This is a genomic window from Brevibacillus laterosporus DSM 25, assembly GCF_002706795.1.
Classification (GTDB): Bacteria; Bacillota; Bacilli; order Brevibacillales; family Brevibacillaceae; genus Brevibacillus_B; species Brevibacillus_B laterosporus.
Genome location: NZ_CP017705.1, coordinates 427,021 through 446,996 on the forward strand (window position 1 = coordinate 427,021; position 19,976 = coordinate 446,996).

General features: G+C 40.9%; 21 protein-coding genes. 2 read left to right on the forward strand and 19 right to left on the reverse strand.

Translation table 11 applies throughout. The features are described 5' to 3' along the window. Positions 1-22 precede the first annotated feature (22 nt). From BrL25_RS02005 to BrL25_RS02020, 4 genes are all read right to left on the reverse strand, one after another. A complete protein-coding gene (locus BrL25_RS02005; RefSeq protein WP_018670807.1) occupies positions 23-913 on the reverse strand; it encodes an AlbA family DNA-binding domain-containing protein in 891 nt (296 codons plus the stop codon). 284 nt (positions 914-1,197) lie between these two features. Next, the gene (gene tsaA / locus BrL25_RS02010; RefSeq protein WP_018670806.1) at positions 1,198-1,653 is read right to left on the reverse strand and encodes a tRNA (N6-threonylcarbamoyladenosine(37)-N6)-methyltransferase TrmO; all 456 of its coding nucleotides are present in this window, start codon (positions 1,651-1,653) and stop codon (positions 1,198-1,200) included. 224 nt (positions 1,654-1,877) lie between these two features. Beyond that, on the reverse strand, positions 1,878-3,065 hold the full coding sequence (locus tag BrL25_RS02015) for an outer membrane protein assembly factor BamB family protein (RefSeq protein WP_018670805.1): 1,188 nt from the start codon (positions 3,063-3,065) through the stop codon (positions 1,878-1,880). A gap of 407 nt (positions 3,066-3,472) precedes the next feature. Next, complete coding sequence (locus BrL25_RS02020; protein WP_026315088.1) at positions 3,473-5,407, reverse strand: ABC-F family ATP-binding cassette domain-containing protein; 1,935 nt, start codon at positions 5,405-5,407, stop codon at positions 3,473-3,475. 374 nt (positions 5,408-5,781) lie between these two features. Here BrL25_RS02020 and BrL25_RS02025 point away from each other — a divergent pair, with 374 nt between their 5' ends. Together BrL25_RS02025 and BrL25_RS02030 are read left to right on the forward strand one after the other, a co-directional pair. Then, complete coding sequence (locus tag BrL25_RS02025; protein WP_018670803.1) at positions 5,782-7,356, forward strand: YifB family Mg chelatase-like AAA ATPase; 1,575 nt, start codon at positions 5,782-5,784, stop codon at positions 7,354-7,356. A gap of 359 nt (positions 7,357-7,715) precedes the next feature. Further along, on the forward strand, positions 7,716-7,967 hold the full coding sequence (locus tag BrL25_RS02030; RefSeq protein ID WP_018670802.1) for an AbrB/MazE/SpoVT family DNA-binding domain-containing protein: 252 nt from the start codon (positions 7,716-7,718) through the stop codon (positions 7,965-7,967). Positions 7,968-8,270: 303 nt separating this feature from the next. Here the strand turns inward: BrL25_RS02030 and BrL25_RS02035 are convergent, their stop codons facing one another. From BrL25_RS02035 to ftsY, 15 genes are all read right to left on the reverse strand, one after another. Continuing rightward, on the reverse strand, positions 8,271-8,651 hold the full coding sequence (locus BrL25_RS02035) for a YraN family protein (protein ID WP_018670801.1): 381 nt from the start codon (positions 8,649-8,651) through the stop codon (positions 8,271-8,273). Next, positions 8,651-8,959, reverse strand: a complete 309-nt coding sequence (locus BrL25_RS02040; RefSeq protein ID WP_018670800.1) for an EscU/YscU/HrcU family type III secretion system export apparatus switch protein — start codon at positions 8,957-8,959, stop codon at positions 8,651-8,653. Before BrL25_RS02040 ends, BrL25_RS02035 begins: the two co-directional genes overlap by 1 nt. A 21-nt stretch (positions 8,960-8,980) precedes the next feature. Further along, positions 8,981-11,050, reverse strand: coding sequence for a hypothetical protein (locus BrL25_RS02045; protein ID WP_018670799.1), 2,070 nt, complete (start codon positions 11,048-11,050; stop codon positions 8,981-8,983). Positions 11,051-11,195: 145 nt separating this feature from the next. Continuing rightward, positions 11,196-11,978, reverse strand: a complete 783-nt coding sequence (locus tag BrL25_RS02050) for a ribonuclease HII (protein WP_018670798.1) — start codon at positions 11,976-11,978, stop codon at positions 11,196-11,198. A gap of 260 nt (positions 11,979-12,238) precedes the next feature. Next, a complete protein-coding gene (gene ylqF, locus BrL25_RS02055; RefSeq protein ID WP_018670797.1) occupies positions 12,239-13,135 on the reverse strand; it encodes a ribosome biogenesis GTPase YlqF in 897 nt (298 codons plus the stop codon). Between the two features lie 39 nt (positions 13,136-13,174). Next, positions 13,175-13,735: a signal peptidase I gene (gene lepB, locus BrL25_RS02060; RefSeq protein ID WP_018670796.1), complete on the reverse strand. Its 561-nt coding sequence runs from the start codon at positions 13,733-13,735 to the stop codon at positions 13,175-13,177. 173 nt (positions 13,736-13,908) lie between these two features. Further along, positions 13,909-14,256, reverse strand: coding sequence for a 50S ribosomal protein L19 (gene rplS / locus BrL25_RS02065; protein ID WP_003341429.1), 348 nt, complete (start codon positions 14,254-14,256; stop codon positions 13,909-13,911). 260 nt (positions 14,257-14,516) lie between these two features. Beyond that, on the reverse strand, positions 14,517-15,263 hold the full coding sequence (gene trmD / locus BrL25_RS02070) for a tRNA (guanosine(37)-N1)-methyltransferase TrmD (RefSeq protein WP_018670795.1): 747 nt from the start codon (positions 15,261-15,263) through the stop codon (positions 14,517-14,519). 14 nt (positions 15,264-15,277) lie between these two features. Beyond that, complete coding sequence (gene rimM, locus BrL25_RS02075; RefSeq protein ID WP_236847629.1) at positions 15,278-15,736, reverse strand: ribosome maturation factor RimM; 459 nt, start codon at positions 15,734-15,736, stop codon at positions 15,278-15,280. Positions 15,737-15,795: 59 nt separating this feature from the next. Continuing rightward, positions 15,796-16,215: a YlqD family protein gene (locus tag BrL25_RS02080; protein ID WP_018670793.1), complete on the reverse strand. Its 420-nt coding sequence runs from the start codon at positions 16,213-16,215 to the stop codon at positions 15,796-15,798. 139 nt (positions 16,216-16,354) lie between these two features. Beyond that, positions 16,355-16,582 carry a KH domain-containing protein gene (locus BrL25_RS02085; RefSeq protein WP_003336874.1) on the reverse strand — a complete coding sequence of 76 codons (228 nt, stop codon included), beginning with the start codon at positions 16,580-16,582 and terminating at the stop codon, positions 16,355-16,357. 21 nt (positions 16,583-16,603) lie between these two features. Continuing rightward, entirely contained in the window at positions 16,604-16,879 is a 276-nt protein-coding gene (rpsP, locus tag BrL25_RS02090; protein ID WP_003336873.1) for a 30S ribosomal protein S16, read from the reverse strand. Between the two features lie 95 nt (positions 16,880-16,974). After that, positions 16,975-18,417, reverse strand: coding sequence for a signal recognition particle protein (gene ffh / locus BrL25_RS02095; RefSeq protein WP_018670792.1), 1,443 nt, complete (start codon positions 18,415-18,417; stop codon positions 16,975-16,977). Positions 18,418-18,428: 11 nt separating this feature from the next. Further along, positions 18,429-18,767, reverse strand: a complete 339-nt coding sequence (locus BrL25_RS02100) for a putative DNA-binding protein (protein ID WP_003336871.1) — start codon at positions 18,765-18,767, stop codon at positions 18,429-18,431. Positions 18,768-18,928: 161 nt separating this feature from the next. Continuing rightward, positions 18,929-19,942 (reverse strand): signal recognition particle-docking protein FtsY, encoded by a 1,014-nt coding sequence (gene ftsY, locus BrL25_RS02105; protein ID WP_018670791.1) that lies wholly within the window; start codon positions 19,940-19,942, stop codon positions 18,929-18,931. Positions 19,943-19,976 lie beyond the last annotated feature (34 nt).

The window sequence follows — 19,976 nt, forward strand, 5'->3', positions numbered from 1 at the left end:
GATCTGTTTCTTTGCTGTATATCTACAGCAGTCCTAGGCGACGGCTAATATCGCTGCCTAATTTACGTTTTACATAAATTTCGCCGATTTGATGAGGATCTTTGACAATGAAGGAGCGATTGTTTGTTCGAATCGAGACATATTTTTCATTATTTTTATCTAGTCCGCACATCAATTCATTACCAACCTCTACGAATATACTAACTACAAATTTTCCCTCTACCTCCCGTAAGGAGATTTTGGGAAAAGGGTGTAAAATCGGCGTAGTCTTAATTTGAATATACTGCGTGATAGCAAGTAAGTATTTATCAGGATCACCATAATGAGCTAGCTCATCGTTCACGCCCACAATCTTTGAATCATCGCTAATGCCTAAAAATATATTACCATTATTACTATTGGCAAAGGCGACAATCGCTTTGATGATCGCTTGCTTTGAATTTAAGAAGTCCTGCTTAAATTCAATCATATCGTTTTCACCCAGCTTAGTAGCTATTATAGGGTCATCCAATCTGCCTAAATGGCGAAAACGACTCAGCGCTCCTAATCGATAAACATAATCTTCAAATAGATCGGCTGGTAATGATATATCTTCAATGACTGCATCCATCTTTTGCCATAGCTGATAGGTTTCTTTAGAAAAACACATATCAAATAGAACCGTGCTCCCTAACGACTTCATGTTCATTCCAACTGCGACACTGTTACGATAGGTAGGTTGATAAGTATCCACTCCCCTTACCTGCAAAACCCCTTTTTCAATAAGGAAGTCAAAATATACACGTGGTAAAACAAGTAACCGTTTAAGTAGCATTGGATGTATGGAAGGAAGACGATCATGGAACAAATCAAACAGAATTTCACTCTCCGAGACACGATGGATCTCTGCAAGAAATGTACATAAGGATTTCATCATTCACCCCGTTGCCTTTCCACTGTTTTTATGAAGATGTTCATTATGCAAGCTTTTCGGTCAAATCAATCTTCTTTCCCGTTAAGAGGCTCCTTACTTTTACATATCTTATTCCTTTTTAGTTTATGTTACCTGTACTCATTTCAATTAATTTTTCTTATCATACTAAAGTAATATTACAAAACAAAGACAAAAACTGATCTGATTTCAATTTCTCCGTTCTTACTGTTTTTTTAACAGAAAAAGCGCCCCATAATGGACCGCTTTATCTAAAATGAACCTATTCAAAAATAATGTTTCATTAAGTAGCCTACCCAATCAGGCACTTGTACATCTGAAACATGATCAAAAGCTGGGAAATATGGTTTCATATCAAGTACAGGTGTCCCGTGTATGGCATCTAATCCTTTTACAATCAAACGATCTTTGTGGATATCCATAATTGCAACAGCCGTGGTGCCAATAGGGGTAGGTCGATGTTTAGCCCGTTGTGCGAAGATGCCGGTCACTGGCATATCTTCTCTACCCTGGGGCCTCCTAATAAGATGCTTCTTAGTTTGAAATGATGATTTATGCATGTAAAACAAAATCATTACGTGAGAAAAGCTCTCCAGGCCAAGTAAGCCCTCTTGAAAAGGAGGATAGATAAGTATCTCTGATACGACTTCTCCCCATTCCTCATCCTTTCCTTCTAACACTGGGGATTGAACCACACCGATGGATTGTACTGAAAATGACATTGACACACGATCAATCCTTTCCTTCTATCTACTCCATATCGAGTCACATACTCTCAGAAGATATCTATAGCATAACTCGCGCCTGATTTTTACAGGTATTCAGAAAAGACTATTCATTATCGAAATTTTAGTCAACAAAAAAGGGAATCACTTATCATACAGAAGCGATTCCCTTCCCATTCATTTATATGTGTTAGCTTTCCTTTACCTATTTTTATATCTGCTTACTTGCCAACTGCTGTTACACGTCCATTTTGAGACACAAGATAAATAGTACCATCCGCACCAATAGCAGGTGCTGAGACTGTATTGTCTTTCATGTTGTATTCCCAAATTCGGTTTCCTTTTTGATCAAGTGCACGCAACATGCCGTTTCCTGTTACCATATAAATAACCCCATTGGCGTCAATGATTGGTGCTGAATCGATCTGATGACCGCCGTTAAAGGACCATTTTAATTTACCGTTTTTAGAATCTAATGCAATAAACATACCGCTATCTGTTCCAACATAAAGTGTTCCGTTAGAATCAATCGCAGGTGACGAGGTTATTTTCTTTCCAACAGAAGTAGACCATTTTTCTTTCCCATTGGATGCAATCGCATATATCATTCCATCCTCTGTACCCAAATACAGAGTACCATCGTTTCCGATTACTGGAGATTGCTTCATAGGAGCATTTAATTTCAACGTCCATTTCATTTTTCCTGATGCAGCATGGACAGCATACAATTTACCGTCAGAAGTCCCCAGATAGACCACTTGATCCTTTGAAATGATGGGAGCTGTAGTTACAGGTGATTTTGCACTAAATGTCCATTTTTCGGATCCATTCTCGTTAAAAGCTTGTAATTTACCATCGCCAGTTCCTACATAGATCGTTCCATCTGAACCAAGTGCAGGTGACGTAGTTACTTCACCAACTGTACGTTTCTCCCATTTTTTCACTCCACTTGGGTAAACAGCAAACAAGGAATGTTCAGACGACCCCGTATAAATCGTTCCATCCTTTCCGATTACACTACTAGACAAATCACCTTTTAGCAGAGCTTTCCAGTTAACACGCCCGTTTTGATAGGCATAAAGTTCTCCTCCATTAGAGGCTACATAGACTGTTCCATTGTCTGTAACCACAGGTGAGGATTTAATAGATTTTCCCGAAGTAATTGACCATTTCTCTACTGGGTTAGGAGCAACATTATAACGTGATTGGCGGGTCCAATTATATGTAGAAGGTTGTGCTGCTTGATAATCATAGGTCCCAGCTTGGTAACCAGTTCCTTGCGTAAATGCTGTCTTAGTTTGAACTGGCTTCACTGCTACAGGCTTCGCCAGAATTGCCTGAGGTACTATCACTGAAGACAATATCATGGTACCCGCTACTAACAGTTGTATTCTACTCTGCTTTTTCATGTTAATTCCCTCTCTTCCACAGGTTTTTAATCAAATCATCATGTAATTCTTTTATTCCGACTACACGCACAGAAAATGATGGGTGTACTACCATAAACGTGCGTGATTTCCTTTTGAATATACTGTAAATTGCTAGGTGAGTCCACCGTTTATTGTCAGGTAATTTCACCCATTCTTGTCTTAGGACTTTTGCCTGAATACCATTGAAAATATATTATGATGGTTCTGGTAATCCCATTCTTCATTGAATGTGAAAAATTATATGATGCACTTGTTGCATAATTTTACACGTTTTACATAGGAATGAATCAGTTTATGATTGTTCAAAAAAAAGAAGGAAGGTCTTTTCAACCTTCCCTCCAATGATCTAACAATTACTTGAATGATGTTAGACCTTCCATATTTTGTTACTCTCGTTTATTTGCTTCCTCTAATTCTTCCACCATGAGAGATAGCTCCGTCCAGCGTTCCATGGCTTGCTCCAATTGACTGGCTATCTCTTGCTCCTGCGCGAACAGCTCCTGTGCTCGCTCCACATTACTACCAGCATTTGCAACCTGATTTTTTATCTCTGAGAGCTTTTCCTCCAATTCAGCAATGCGATCTTCTATTTCATCCCAATCTCGTTGGTCTTTATAGGATAATTTTTTGGTTCGATTTCCACCTCTAGTGGCCTGAGTGGATGATTGATCTGATCTTTGTTCCTCCGCTCTTCCTTTAGCCGCTTTTTCAGCTAATGCTTTCTCTTGCTTACTCTCGTCTAGGTACTCAGAATAATTTCCCATATAATGACGAATTGTTCCTTGCCCCTCAAAAGCAAACAGATGCTCAACCGTTCGATCTAAGAAATAACGATCATGTGAGACAGTAATAACAGCCCCTGAGAAGTTATCTAGATAGTCTTCTAAAATACTAAGCGTTTGTATATCCAGATCATTCGTAGGCTCATCAAGGAACAAAACATTTGGCTCGCCCATTAACGTCCGTAGCAAATACAGACGGCGACGCTCCCCACCAGATAGCTTAGAAATGTACGTCCATTGCTGATTGGGGGTGAATAAAAATCGTTCCAGCATCTGCGAAGCGGACAAGGTGAATCCATCAGCTGTTTTGATTTGTTCAGCCACTTCTTTAATGTATTCAATGACTCGTACGTTTTCATCCATTTCTACATTTTCTTGTGTGTAGAACGCAAGCTTAACCGTTTCTCCTGTTTCGATAGTCCCACTATCAGGTTGTAGGCGACCTGCAAGCATGTTTAACAGCGTTGATTTTCCACTACCATTAGGTCCAATAATCCCAATTCGATCTCCAGGTACTACAATATAGCTAAAATCGGTAAGGAGTGTACGTTCACCAAATGCTTTAGAGACCTTCTCTGCTTCAATTACCTTCTTACCAAGACGACTTGCCCCCAAAGCAATATCAAGCTTGGCCTGTGGACCCTCTACTTTCTTGTCACGTAGCTCTTCTGCTCGCTGTACCCGTGCTTTTTGTTTAGTGGTTCGTGCTTTAGCTCCTCTTCTCAGCCATGCCAGTTCTCTACGCAACAGATTTTGTCGCTTGCTTTCTTGAGCCATTTCATTTTCTTCTCGTTCTGCCTTCTTTTCTAGAAATGATGCATAGTTACCTTCATAGCTATACAGCTTACCATTATCCAATTCAAAAATTCGATTTGTTACTCGATCAAGGAAATAACGATCATGGGTTACTAGTAATAATGCACCCTTAAAGGAAGAGAGGTACTCTTCTAACCATTCTACCGTTTCATTATCAATATGGTTGGTTGGCTCATCTAAAATTAGTAAATCGGCAGGTTGAATTAGCGCACGGGCCATCGCTACCCGTTTACGTTGTCCACCAGAAAGCTTCTCTACTTTCTGCACAAACTGGGTAATTCCTAACTTGGTGAGTATCGTTTTTGCTTTGGTATTTGCATCCCAAGCATTAGTTGCGTCCATTTGTTGCTGGGCACGTAATAACCGCTGTAGCTTGCGCTCGTTCTCCTGATCTTGCTGTAGTTCTTCCAAAGAAACCTCGTATTCTCGTAATGCCTGCATGAGAGGGGTATCTCCATAAAATACTTGCTCTAGGACAGTTGAACCTCCATCAAATTCTGGATTCTGTGGCAAATATTCTACTCGAAAATGATTGGAATGAAGGATTTCCCCCTGATCAGCTTCCTCAATACCCGCAAGAATTTTAAGCAAGGTAGACTTACCTGTACCATTTACACCAATCAAACCAATTCGCTGGTTCTCAGCAATATGAAAGGAAATGGAGTCAAATAAGATTTTTTCTCCAAAACTTTTTTTAATATGATCCACTGTTAGTATATTCAATCTGATCATCCTTACTTCTATATAAGATGTCCGTTCGTAATACTCTACAAAATCTGTTTTTAACGAAACGTAGAGTAAAATATTGTTATCGTACATGGACTTACTTCTCATTGTACAAAATGACAGGCCTAATGGGAACAGCTAGCACGATTTTGAAAGACGAAATCATTTTTGTTGCAGATACCCTTTAACTTTTTATACAGTCAAAATTAGATGGTTTATAGCATAGGATCGCTCTATTTGAGCTTACATTACATCTAATGTATACATTGATAGGTTTGAACTTGATTTTATTTTCCTTATTCAGATGACTTGAAAATGGATTACATCTAGTTCAAATCAACTTGTAATGACTGGTAAAGGGGATATCTAACATGTATGCAAAAATTTATTCAGCTACTATTCATGGAATAGATGGCATGCTAGTTACGGTAGAGGTTGATATTTCTAATGGATTGCCACACTTTGAAGTGGTTGGTTTAGGTGGTAGCGCTGTTAAAGAAGCACGGGATCGTGTCCGATCCGCCATACGAAATTCCGGATTCGACTTCCCTATGCAGCGTATTACCGTTAATCTAGCCCCTGCAGATGTGCGAAAAGAAGGATCAGTCTTTGACCTAGCGATTGCCTTTGGAATCTTACTAGCATCTAAACAAATTGAAATGACATCAGCTATTCCACTCATTATCGGTGAACTAGCACTGGATGGTAGCTTACGCCCCATTCTAGGTGTTTTGCCCATGCTATTGGAGGCTCATCAAAGAGGTTTTTCGAGAGTAATTTTACCCACTGCTAATCAAGCAGAAGCAGAGCTCGTTCCTTTAGAAACCATGCCTGTACCTCATTTACGAACAGCTGTGGAGGCTAATAAAGGGAACGAATGGGTCCATGTAATCGATCCTACTCTAGTTAATACTGACTACACTCATCCAAGCTCCATTGAGCTTAGAAACGAAAGTAGACATCCTAATGCGATTCCTTCTTACGATTTTGCTGATGTCATGGGACAACATTTCGTAAAAAGGGGGCTGGAAGTTGCAGCAGCTGGATTTCATAATGTAATGCTAGTTGGTCCGCCTGGATCAGGAAAGACTTTATTGGCCAACTGCATTCCATCCATCATGCCTAAAATGACCCGGGAGGAATCCTTTGAAGTAACCAAAATTTACAGCATTGCGGGCTTAACAACTCGGCATGGACTCATTGTCACCCGCCCCTTGCGTGCACCACACCATACTATCACCCAAGCCGCTTTAGCAGGTGGTGGATCTCAAATCCCACGACCGGGAGAGTGTAGTCTGGCTCACGGTGGAATCCTTTTTCTTGATGAAATGCCGGAATTTTCTCGGGGGGTACTTGAAGTATTACGACAACCTCTTGAAAATGGTCAAATTACCATCAGTAGGGCCAAACAAGCCTATATGTATCCAGCACGTTTCTTACTAATTGGATCTATGAATCCTTGTCCATGTGGGTATTATGGTTCCAAAGATCAAAATGTCTGTCGTTGCTCACCCTTACAAGTATTAAAATATCGTTCCAAAATCTCTGGTCCCTTACTAGACCGCATTGATATTCATTTGGAGGTTCCTCGTGTTTCAGTGGAACAGTTAACAAAGCGAGAAGGGGAGGAAAATTCAGCTTCAATCCTCACACGTGTGGAGATGGCTCGTAGTATCCAATGTCAGCGTTACCGTCAAAACAAACGTTTTTCATTTAATAGCTCGATGACTGGACAAGAATTACGAACATATTGCTCTCTTGATAAAGGCGGACAAGAGTTAATGAGCATTGCTTTTAATAAACTAGGGCTGAGTGCTCGTGGATATGATCGTATTGTTAAAGTTGCTCGTACTATTGCTGATTTAGATGGTTCTCTGGATATCAAAACTTCACATGTAGCAGAAGCAATTCAATATCGTTCATTGGATAAGGCTATTTTCGCGTGACCCAAAAAATATTTCTTACAAACAAGGTAACCATACGCCATTTTTGGGTAAATAACTGTTAGGTATGTTTCCTACCTATTATCGAAGTGAATTCATAAAACAAACAAAAAAATCTCTTCGATAAGATAGCGACGTATTCACAATACACAGTGTAACAATTGAGTACTATTTTTATGGGCAGGAACCATAATAAGTAAATAGTCTCGTGAAAGCGGAATCAAAGTTATAAATGTTAGTAGAATATTCACTTTTTTAAAAGAAGTAAAGATTGACTTATTTATTAAATATTGGTACGATAATAATCAGATAACCTGTCGAATTTTGACTAAATACATCTGACAGAGAGGGGATTTACACCTATGAAATCAACAGGTATTGTAAGAAAAGTGGATGAACTAGGACGTATCGTTCTTCCTATTGAATTGAGACGTACATTAAACATTGAAATCAAAGATCCTATGGAGATCTATGTAGATGGAGAACGCGTAATCTTGAAAAAATACTTACCATCTTGTATCTTCTGTGGAAACGCAGACCAAATTACTCACTTCAAAGGTAAAATCATTTGCCATGATTGTCTGAATGATATGCCTGTTGGCACGAAAGAATAATTTTTTATTGTTACATACGCACTATTTATGTTTTCCTTTATGTATTATCAAAAAAACCGTTCTCTTCTTCGGAAGAAAACGGCTTTTTTATTTCACCAGGAAAAATATAGTTCTTGCACAAAAAAATGGCTGTCATTACGTCATTTCTGACTAAAGACAGCCAAACCAGATGTATTACTTAATATGGAGGAGTTACAACTTGTCGAGTACATTGTATTTTACGCTCGAAGATTAACTATTGATGTAGATAAATCACTATGAACCGCCTATTTCTTACAAACTAGATAATTGTCGCATTATCAACTAGATATATTTGTAATGCTCAAGACCTTCTTCGGTCTGTGAAAGATCAGGGGAAATCCATACTGCAATAGCATCAATCCGAAATGTATCATAGGACTGATTATGATTTTGGAGGTAGGCTAGAGCTAGCTGTCGCAATTTTTGTTGTTTACGTGGAGTTATAGATTCAACAGGACTTCCATACTTTGGAATAACTCCTCTTTTGCCTATTCGAGTCCGAACTTCAACAAATACAACTGTCCGCTGTTCCATCGCAACTATATCGATCTCACCTTGAGAGAGCCGAACATTACGACCAATAATACTATAGCCCAGGCTTTCAAGATAATCACTCGCTCTACCTTCCCCGATTTGACCAATCAGCCTTCTTCGATCTGTCATTACCCCCACTCTTTCTTATCTAATCGATATACAAAAGCAAGAATTTCTGCTACCACCTGATATAATTCAGGGGGAATTTGCTGCTGTAAATCCAATTTAGACAGAACCTCTAATAACGAAGGGTCTTCCTGAACAGGAATGTTATGTTCTTTTGCCTTTTGTAGAATACTCTCGGCAATATAACCGCCCCCTTTAGCAACCAGGCGTGGAGCATCGTCTTGATCTTCTTTGTATCGCAACGCGACTGCTTTCTTTAATCGTGGTACCGGATTTTCTTGAAAGGCATTGTTGTTAAATGATCGTTCCATAACGTTCTCCCCCTTTCTTTATTAGACACGAAAATCAACACCTGTGTAGTTACTTTTCATTTGCTCTGTTTCTCTTGTAAGTCCGCCATTTCCAGATTTGGCATCTGGTAGTGGCAGTACACGTAAAATAGATAGCTGATAGCCCACTTCCTGGAGTTGCTGGGTAAACGTTTGCTTTTCTGACTGAATCAGTTGCTCCAACCATGCTTGATCATTATATACCTGAATAGTTGTAATTCGATTGACAATGCCTACATCAACCATGGTCATACCCAGAGCATGTAAATCTAATTGAAAAAATAATCTACAATTTCCTGGGTCTAATTGCCCACCTTTTTGTTTACGAGCTTCTACTTGTACAAAAGCCGTATCTTCTCCTTGCTCAGTCTTAATTGGAATTTGCATCATCACATGCGTCAGTGGTTGCGTCTGCTGAGATGTCGACATCATTAATTGTTGTCCAGTAATATGTTGGAGCAATTGCTCTGCCGTTTCCTTTAATGCTAAAGATACGCCTTGTGAAGCCTGTGTAATTTGTAATAACAAACTTTTTATATTTTGTAATTGCTGTTGATCAATTGTTTCTGTGCCTGTCCGTCCAGCTTGAAAAATATTTCTTTCATTAGTGACACCTAGCAATTCCAGCTTTTGTTGCAAAATTCCAGTACTCTTCCGTAAATGAGATTGATCCACTGATGATCCCTCATTTGATTGGGAGGATACTGCCTGATTATTTACGATAGATTGTTGGTTAGATGACTCTTCTGAGGCGAGCATGCCAGAAGACTGGATCGTCGTATTCACAGTAGAATTCTGCACAGGAGCTTGAACACTGGATTGTTGTTGACTATTTTGGTTAGAATCCCCTCTAGCATTGATTGTTTGGTTGCTATTCCCTGTGGTAATGACTGATTCTGTAAGAGTGCGTGTCGTTCCAGATGAAGGAAGTGAAGATGATTGACTTGTACCTTCTGTTTGTTGCAAAGCAGCCTGTCCTCTTCCCCCATTAATATTCCCATTCAATTGGGTTTGCGCATCTGCATCTGCTCCACTTATAACTCCAGCATTTACTCCTTTTTGCACATTTGACCCTTGAGTGGACAAAAAAGTAGTTGTGTCATCGGCTAAGGATGATGACATAAGCTTCTGTTGGTTTGGTGATTGATTCGAAAGATTCTGCTGTTGCCCTGTTTGCTGACCTAATCCAACAGATGAAGCTCCATTTTGTAATCCTACTCCTGTTTGTTGTCCTGTCCCAGCTTCTTGGTTGCTTATATTTTGTTGTAATGACGTTTGCGAAGGATTCCCCATCACTTGTTTTGGCACCATTCCTGAGTTCCCATTTAGCAATGGCGTCTCTTCATTTAGCTGTAGCGGTAATGATTGTAATAAGGTTGCAAGAGTTCGTAAAGATTGTTGCAATTGTGGTGACGTAGAAGCTGAGGAAGCGCCTTGCGATGCTGTTTGAGTCTGCTCAGCAGCTCCTGCTGCCTCACTCTGTAATGGGAGTGTAGCTAGCGTATCAGTAACCTGTTGTAAAAAAGCACGAATAGAGTCAGAAATATTATTTCCAAATAAAAAGCTGCGCAACGCCATGACTACATCCTGCGTGATTGGAATTTGTTTAGTAAGTGCTGTTTGCACGGATTGCATGACATCTGAACCTGATCCTTGTGTTTTTATAATTTGACCAAGCTCCATTAATGTTTGCTTGTTTACAGGCAAATTTTTATCGAGTAAAAATTGCAGGGCTTCTTTTAATTCCGGTTGATTAGGTAATCCAAAAGAGCGTAATAAGCCCTCCTGAGAGGCTTCTTTGGTGGTTTGACCTGCCTCCGTATGAACCACCTTCAAAGTAAGTGGCTCTGTATTCCCTTGAACCTGTAGCCATGCTTTTTGACCCGCTTCCAAATTCGTCTCCATTTTAGCAACCATTTGCATTCCGCCAATTTGGACGATAGCCCCTTGTTCCGGAAGTACTTTTACTATGGTTCCCTTTACCACCTGATTAGGGCTTAGCTCGATCTGTTTGTTTCCACTTGTGCGGGTTTGTTGCAACATGTTAGATAGCAGTTGACCAGCTTGGATCATCGTTCGTCCTCCTTTCATGTAAAAACAAATAAAAATTTATTCCAAAGAGATATTTATGTACGAAATAGGCTAGAAAGATCCTCATCAATGCTGGTTGTGATCAGTAAAGATTCTTGGCCTTGCTCGAACGTATCTGATTACTGCTCTATCCGGTAATAAGTTCCTTAACTCCCCCAAAGGTCTTGCGGTGCAATGCTGAAGGACCATACGTTCGTAAAGCCTGTAAGTGTTCCGCAGTACCATAACCAGCATTTTGTTCAAAGCCATATACCGGATACTCTGTAGCATATACTTCCATAAGACGGTCACGCGTCACTTTAGCTACGATTGATGCAGCCGCGATGGAAACACTTTTGCCATCACCGCCAATAATAGAGATCTGTGGGGTTTCTAAACGTGGTAAATGTACAGCATCAATTAAGCACAGGTCTGGAGTGATTCCTGTCTCTTTTACTGCTATATACATTGCTTCGCGCGTCGCTTCCAGGATATTAATTTCATCAATGCGCTCAGCAGAAACGATCCCAATACCCACAGCTGTTGCTTCTCGCATAATTACTTCATAATAAGCTTCTCGCATAGAGGCACTCACTTTTTTGGAATCATTTAAACCTGGAAGATAAAAATCAACGGGCAAACAAACGGCTGAAGCAACAACTGGACCAGCTAGGGGGCCTCTTCCAACTTCATCGATACCTACTATGTATTCATTACCTTGTGACCAGTACAATTTCTCTGTTTCGGTCATAGCTTCCCAAAGGGCTTGCTGCTTTTTCAAATGATTTTCCTGAGTAATAAATCTGCGCCATATTGCTTGAACACCTTTTCTTTGATCTGTAGAGAGTTTCAAGCGTTCCTCAGAAGACAGCTGATCTGCCCCTTCAACCCATTCTCTTATCTTTTGTATCGACATTTCCGCTATGTTCATTAATTTTCTCTCCCGACTTCCTTTACTTTCTCTCTTTATTTTATCGTAAGACTAGCCTTGCGACAAAAATTTTTCACGTCTACAGTCATTCAAATAATCTACTACTATCAATCAATAAAACAGTAATGATTATTCGTTGCCAAAATCTTTTGCATCAGCTGAGTAAGCAATACGAATTGGATGATCCAAAACATTTCATCTCTTTGGATCAAACAAGCAAAAACCCCTGCCATTGCGGCAAGGGTCCATACGTACTTTATTTATTCATCATAGATAGAACGCGGTTCGCCAATCGCTACTTCCATTTCCCAATCAATCGGGCGCTCTAACGTAATTTGACCAATCTTTCCTGAGCGTAGTTCACGTAACAATAACTCGGAAGCTTTGTCATAGTCAATATGACCACCTGATGCCATACAGCCACGTTTTTTCCCGATCATTTCAAGTAATTCTACGCCATCTTCAGGTAGATCAGTTAGCTTATAGCGGTCTTTTAATCGCTCTGGATAGTAATGCATCATATAACGAACTGCGTACAAGGCCACCTCTGAGAAATCAATTAGTTCATCCTTAATAGCACCACTTGCAGCTAAGCGTAGTCCTACCATTTGATCCTCAAACTTAGGCCAAAGAATACCTGGTGTATCCAGAAGCTCCAGTGTATCGCCCATTTTTACCCATTGTTGTGATTTTGTAACAGCAGGACGATCTCCTGTTTGTGCAACAGAGCGTTTGGCTAGACGATTAATCAGTGAAGATTTACCAACGTTTGGAATACCCAAGATCATGATTCGTACTGCTCTTGCCAGCATTCCACGATCTGCACGTTTTTGTAACATATCTGAAGCTAATTCTTGGCATAGCTCAGGGAGTCTATTAACTCCTCTTCCTGATAAAGCATCAATCGGTAGCGTACGGACGCCTTGTTCTTTAAAATATCTCGTCCACATTTCTGTTACAGCTGGATCAGCCAAATCTGCTTTGTTTAATAATATTAAACGTGGTTTTTCTGCCACGATCTCATCGATCATCGGGTTACGACTAGACAAAGGTAGCCTTGCATCCAGAAGCTCGATGACCACATCAATTTGCTTTAATTTTTCCGTTACTTGGCGACGAGCTTTGGCCATATGCCCTGGAAACCATTGGATTGTCATCGTACATTCACCTACTTTTTTACACAGCTGTTTACTTGATTAGCGTGTCATGCGTATATCTTTTAAAGGCCAGAAGACGAACTCTGCCCGGCCTACCACTTTACTTACTTCAACTGGACCAAACTCTCGGCTATCTGAACTATTTTGGCGATTGTCCCCCATCACATAAATATGCCCAGGTGGAATCGTTAGTTTTTCGAAAGGAGTGGTTAGTGGTAGATCCTTCTCTTTTTCCGCAAGATCACGTTTCTCTTTTAAGTATGGCTCTTCCACTACCTTATCATTAACATACAAAACATCGTCTTTTACTTCAACGGTGTCTCCCGCAACAGCGATGACCCGTTTAATATAATCACGTTTTTCAGACGCATGGAATACGATAATTTCCTCACGCTGTGGCTCTCTTAGATGATAGAGAGCTTTGTTAACCACGAGTTTTTCTTCGTTATGCAAAGTAAAATCCATGGAATGACCCTCGACGATAAACGGGGCAAATAAAAAAGTACGGATGAAGAATGCTAAAGCTATTGCTATGACAATCGCTTTAATCCATTCCCAAGCTTCATTTTTCTTCTTGGTAGTCGAGGCGTTTTCGCTCATAATCTTTCCTCCTGCTCTAGAGTCTCATTTATCTATTATATATGACAGAAGATATCTTTACACTTTATAAGTGCATCTATCTGAGATGAACTGTATTTTCTAGAGAACTGAGGGCATTCAAAACCGAATGTAACTGAAAAAAGGGGGACTGGCAAGCAGCCCCCCTCTTATTCTTATCGACGAATTTCTTTAATACGAGCAGCTTTACCTACGCGATCGCGAAGATAGTACAATTTCGCACGACGTACGCGACCATGGCGAACTACTTCAAGTTTGTCGATCTTCGGTGTGTGTAGTGGGAATGTACGCTCAACACCCACGTTGTAAGAAATCTTACGAACAGTGAAAGTTTCGCTTACACCAGTACCACGGCGGCGGATAACAACGCCTTCGAACACCTGAATACGCTCACGAGTACCCTCGATAACCTTAACGTGTACACGTACAGTGTCACCAGGACGGAACGCAGGAAGATCCTGTTTCAGTTGTTCTTTTTCCAATTCACGAATAATTTGATTCATCATGATTCACTCCTTCCACACAGACGTTCTTACTCGCCTCTATTGCTAAACCTCTAGTTGGGTTAACGAACGAGTAGCGGACCGTCGAAGTCAGCGGCAAAATTGCCACAAGTGATATTTTAGCATAATTAAAGGCTATTAACAAGCATTATTGGAAAATAATCAAGGATAAAATTCCCTCAAACTACTGATATAACCGGACTATAAAAATCAGTGGCAATCAGGTTCAGGTATAATTCTGCTTTCCTTGCTTGTGAGCATTAAGAGTCACTCTCTTCTTGCTGAATTTCTACTAGCAACTTTTCGATTTCTTTGGTTTTCTCGATCTTCTCCAGTAACTCTGGCCGGCGTTGCCAGGTGCGCTTTAGAGATTCTTTCAATCTCCATCTTTCAATGTTCGCATGATGTCCAGATAATAGAATATCAGGCACCTTCCAGCCTCTGAAGTCAGCAGGACGTGTGTAATGAGGATGCTCTAAAAGTCCCGTAGAAAAAGAGTCTGTTACAGCAGACATTTCATTACCTAGAGCTCCTGGCTGTAAGCGAACAACACTATCAATCACAACCATAGCACCTAATTCTCCACCTGTTAGCACATAATCACCTATAGAGATTTCATCCGTCACCAGATGCTCACGAATCCGCTCATCATAGCCTTCATAGTGACCGCAAATGAACACGAGATGTTCTTCCCGAGCCAACTCTTCTGCCATTTTTTGATCATATCGTCTTCCCTGCGGACACATTAATATAACGCGCGGTTTGAAAGCACCCTCACGAACTGAGAGGGCTTCCACAGCATCAAAGATCGGGTCCGGCTTTAAGACCATGCCACCACCGCCTCCATAGGGAGTGTCATCTACGTTTCCATGTTTGCTTTTCGAATAATCGCGAAAGTTAATCACTCCAAAATCGACGATTCCTCTCTCTGCTGCTTTTCCTAAAATACTGGTAGAGAATACCCCTGTAAACATCTCTGGGAACAGTGTTAGTACATCAATACGCATGATCTAACTCTCCTCTACAGCAATCCATCCATGATGTGGCAAATTACTTTTTTGTTCTGAACATCTACCTTTTTAATGCAATCATCAATGAAAGGTAGCATGATTTCTTTACCATTATTTCCTTTTACCACCCAAACGTCATTGGCACCTGGTTGTAGAACCTCTGTAATTTTGCCTAATACTTCACCTGTGTCCGTAATCACTTCGCAACCAATGAGCTGATGGATATAAAACTCGTCTTCCTCCAGATCTAGTAGTTCCGTTTCAGGAACCTTTAATTCCCCACCCTTATACTTTTCTACGTCATCAATGGATGAGTACCCTTTAAAGGTTAAGATGGTAAAATCTTTATGTTCACGATACGAAGCTATTTCAACGATTACCGGTGTAGTCAAGCTTGGATGGAACAAATGCAATTTATTACCTTTTTTAAAACGAACATCTGGGAAATCTGTTGTAGAAACAACACGCATTTCTCCACGTAATCCCTGTGTATTAACCAATTTCCCTACCGTATAAAATTTTGGTTGTGTCACAAGCTTTTGCCTCCTTGACGTATTTCTATTACAATCCCATCACGAATAATAATTTCGGCATCCGCCATTTTTTCATTCCAACGGTCCCCTACTTCCATTTCAACTTGACTTTTAAGGGTCTGCTGATGGAGTTCACTTTCTAAGGGAAGCCTTTCTACTTGTTCCAGTTGAATAGAAATAAGCTCCAATTTTTCACGTAAGGTTCCTTCTTCCTGATCCAACCGTTCCAAAGCTAAACGTACCCCTTCGCTTCCTCTTTTTTCTGCTTCAGCTAATATTTTTTTACGCTGGAATCGCCATTGCTCCAATTCCATATGCACATATTGTGCTTTTCTTTCGTATTCTTCCCGTAATAACGCCTTTGTTTTCTCCGTTAAAACAACTTTTACATGCACCAATCTCTCAATGCTGATCATAGGCCCCGCCTCCCGACAGCTAAGAAAGTTATTTCGTTGCTTTCGTTTATATAAACACATTTAGTAACGTTATACCTTTGCATGTGGGATTAACACGTATGTAGATACGAAAAAAGACTGGAGAAACCCCCAGTCTTTTTTATACGATTTCAACGGTAATCCGCTTATCAGTCTGCACTGCAGCAGCCGTTACAACCGTCCGCAGGGCTTTCGCAATGCGACCTTGTTTTCCAATAATCTTACCCATATCATCTGGATGAACGGAAAGCTCGAAAACCAAGATACGCTCCTTGTCCACTGCGTTCACTTTCACATGTTCCGGATGATCCACAAGAGCTTTCGCGATCGTTTCGATCAAAGCCTTCATCTAAAGATCACCGTCCCAATCTTACTTCTTGCCGATTTTTGCTTCGTGTACTTTCGCAAGTACGCCTACTTGAGAAAGCAAGTTACGAGCTGTATCGGTAGGTTGCGCTCCGTTCATGATCCATTGAACAGCTTTCTCGCTGTCAATGTTAACCACTGCTGGTTGAGCAACTGGATTGTAATAGCCGATCTCTTCAATGAAACGACCATCACGTGGGGAACGAGAATCCGCAACTACCACACGGTAGAAAGGAGCCTTTTTAGAACCCATGCGCTTTAGACGAATTTTAACTGCCATGTTGTTCACCTCCTAAAAGAATCAACGATAAACGTTGTATGTGTCTATATATCTGAACTATCGCCTTTATAGAGCGAAGAGAGTTCAAGCCTACATTATTTAAACGGATTAAATGGGAAGTTGAAGCCACCTTTTTTATCATCGGTATCTCCACCCATGCCACCAAACGGATCGATTGGTGAATTCCCTTTAAATGGAAGGAATCCGCCTTTTTTCTTGCTTTTCTTTTTCATTTTGTCCGTCATGCCTGTGAATTGCTTCATCATTTTCTTCATATCTTCGAACTGTTTGATAAAACGATTCACTTCCTGGATCGTGGTTCCGCTACCAGCAGCAATACGCTTGCGACGGTTTGCATTCATGACATCAGGGTTAGCGCGCTCTTCCTTTGTCATCGATTTCACGATGGCTTCCGTACGAGCGATTTGCTTTTCATCCACCTTTAGATCTTTCATGCCCTTCATCTTATTCATGCCAGGCAACATTCCCAATAGGTCCTCAAGAGGTCCTAACTGGCGCATTTGCTGCATGGAATCCAAGAACATGTCAAAAGTGAATTCCCCTTGGCGCATTTGGCGCTCCATCTCTTTTGCTTTATCCACATCGACGTTTTCCTGTGCTTTTTCTATCAAGCTCAGTACATCGCCCATACCCAGAATGCGTGATGCCATACGATCTGGATGGAATGGTTCCAAGGCATCAAGCTTTTCACCCATTGCTGCGAACTTGATCGGTTTACCAGTCACTGCTTTAACGGACAGGGCCGCACCACCACGTGTGTCTCCATCTAGCTTAGTAAGAATCACACCTGTAAGCTCTAATTGATTGTTAAAGCTCTCTGCTACATTGACTGCATCCTGACCAGTCATAGCATCCACAACCAGCAAAATCTCATCTGGCTTTGCCACTTCACGCACTTGTTGAAGCTCTTCCATAAGAGTTTCATCAATGTGCAGACGACCTGCCGTATCAAGAATCACGTAATCGTAGTGATTTTCTTTAGCATGTTCAATCGCTTTCGTAGCGATTTCTACAGGACTGACTTGATCACCCATAGAAAATACAGGAGTACTCAGTTGTTCACCTAGTACTTGTAGCTGCTTAATTGCAGCAGGGCGATAAATATCGCAAGCAACTAGCATAGGCTTACGATTTTGTTTTTGTAATAGCTTAGCCAGTTTACCGGTTGTGGTTGTTTTCCCCGCACCTTGTAGACCAACCATCATAATAACAGTCGGTGGCCGGTTAGAGACAGCTAGCTTGGAGACGTTACCGCCCATAAGCTCAGTCAGCTCTTCATTTACCACTTTAATAACCATTTGTCCTGGCGTTAAGCTTTTCAAAACATCTTGTCCAACTGCACGTTCCTTGATGCGAGCGACAAATTGTTTCACGACTTTAAAGTTAACATCTGCTTCCAATAAAGCGAGACGTACTTCACGCATCGCTTCATTTACGATGGTCTCGTCGATTTTACCTCTGCCACGCAGCTTATCAAAGGCGCCCTGCAATCGGCTTGCCAAGCTTTCAAATGCCATATGTGCCCCTCCTAATCCATCTCTGACAGTTGGCGGAGCAAGATAAGCAATTCCTCTCTCGTATCGTCCCCACCTGTGGCCTCTACCAGATTGATCATCATCCTCACAACCTCTTGACGCTGTTCGTATTTCGCTGTTAGCTTCAGCTTCTCGTCATATTCATACAGCTGCTTTTCAGCTCGCTTGATATGATCATAAACGGCTTGTCGGCTTACTTCATGCATTTCTGCAATCTCGCTTAACGATAGATCATCCAGGTAGTAAAGCTCAAGGTATTCACGTTGCTTTCCTTTTAAAAGAGAAGCATAGAAGTCAAATAAGAGATTCACTTGATTCGTTTTTTCCAGCATGGAACCAATCCTTTACAGTTAGATCGGTTGCTACTGTGTAAAGTTCTTTTCCTTTACAGAGCCAAGTAATATACTATACAATCCTGCGCCTACTGTCAAGTCTTTTTGTTGACATTAATTTTTTCTATATAAATTCTACAAAAACAGCGTTCGTAAGCTCACTATTCTTGCTTGGATTCAGCTTCCTGTTCTGCCTCTTTTTCAATCAAGCCAGCAAACAGTGCATGTACGAATTGCTCTGGATCAAAGGCTTGTAAATCATCCATTTTTTCACCCAAACCTACATATTTCACCGGTATATCCAGTTCATTGCGGATAGCAATAACGATACCACCCTTCGCTGTACCATCTAGTTTGGTCAATACAATGCCTGTGACACCTGCTGATTGCCCAAAAGCCTTAGCTTGATTCATAGCATTCTGTCCAGTCGTAGCGTCTAGAACCAACAATACTTCGTGTGGAGCATCCGGGATTTCTCGTTGTAGGACACGGAAGATCTTATTTAGCTCCTCCATTAGATTCACTTTGTTTTGCAAGCGCCCCGCCGTATCGCAGAGAAGAATATCTGCCTTACGTGACTTAGCCGCTTGCACCGCGTCATAGATGACAGCTGCCGGATCAGCGCCCTGTTGGTGTTTAATCACGTCTACACCAACACGATTCCCCCAAACCTCCAACTGCTCAATCGCTGCCGCACGAAACGTGTCCCCCGCAGCCAGAACTACTTTTTTGCCTTGTTGTTTAAACATATGGGCCATTTTACCAATGGTGGTGGTTTTCCCTACACCATTTACCCCTACGAATAACACAACATTTAAACGTCCTTCTTCTATCTGTAATGCCGTATTGTGGGCTTCATCATTACGTAATAAGTTAACTAGCTTTTCCGATAGAATCGGTTGCAAGTCAAGAGCATTCTCAATCTTGTGCTTACGAACCTCACCTCGCAAATCATCAACGAGCTCCATCACTGTATTTACGCCTACATCAGCTGCTATTAGAATCTCTTCTAGCTCTTCAAAGAAATCCTCATCAATTTTTTTGTAACGACGGACTAAATCCTCTACTTTTTCTACTAAAAGATCTCTGGTTTTGGTTAACCCATCCGTAAACTTCTGCGTTACCTCTTCTGATTTTTTAACGATGGAATCACGAAGTTTTTTAAAAAAGCTCACAAATGACCCTCCTTGAATATTGTTTCTTTGTTTT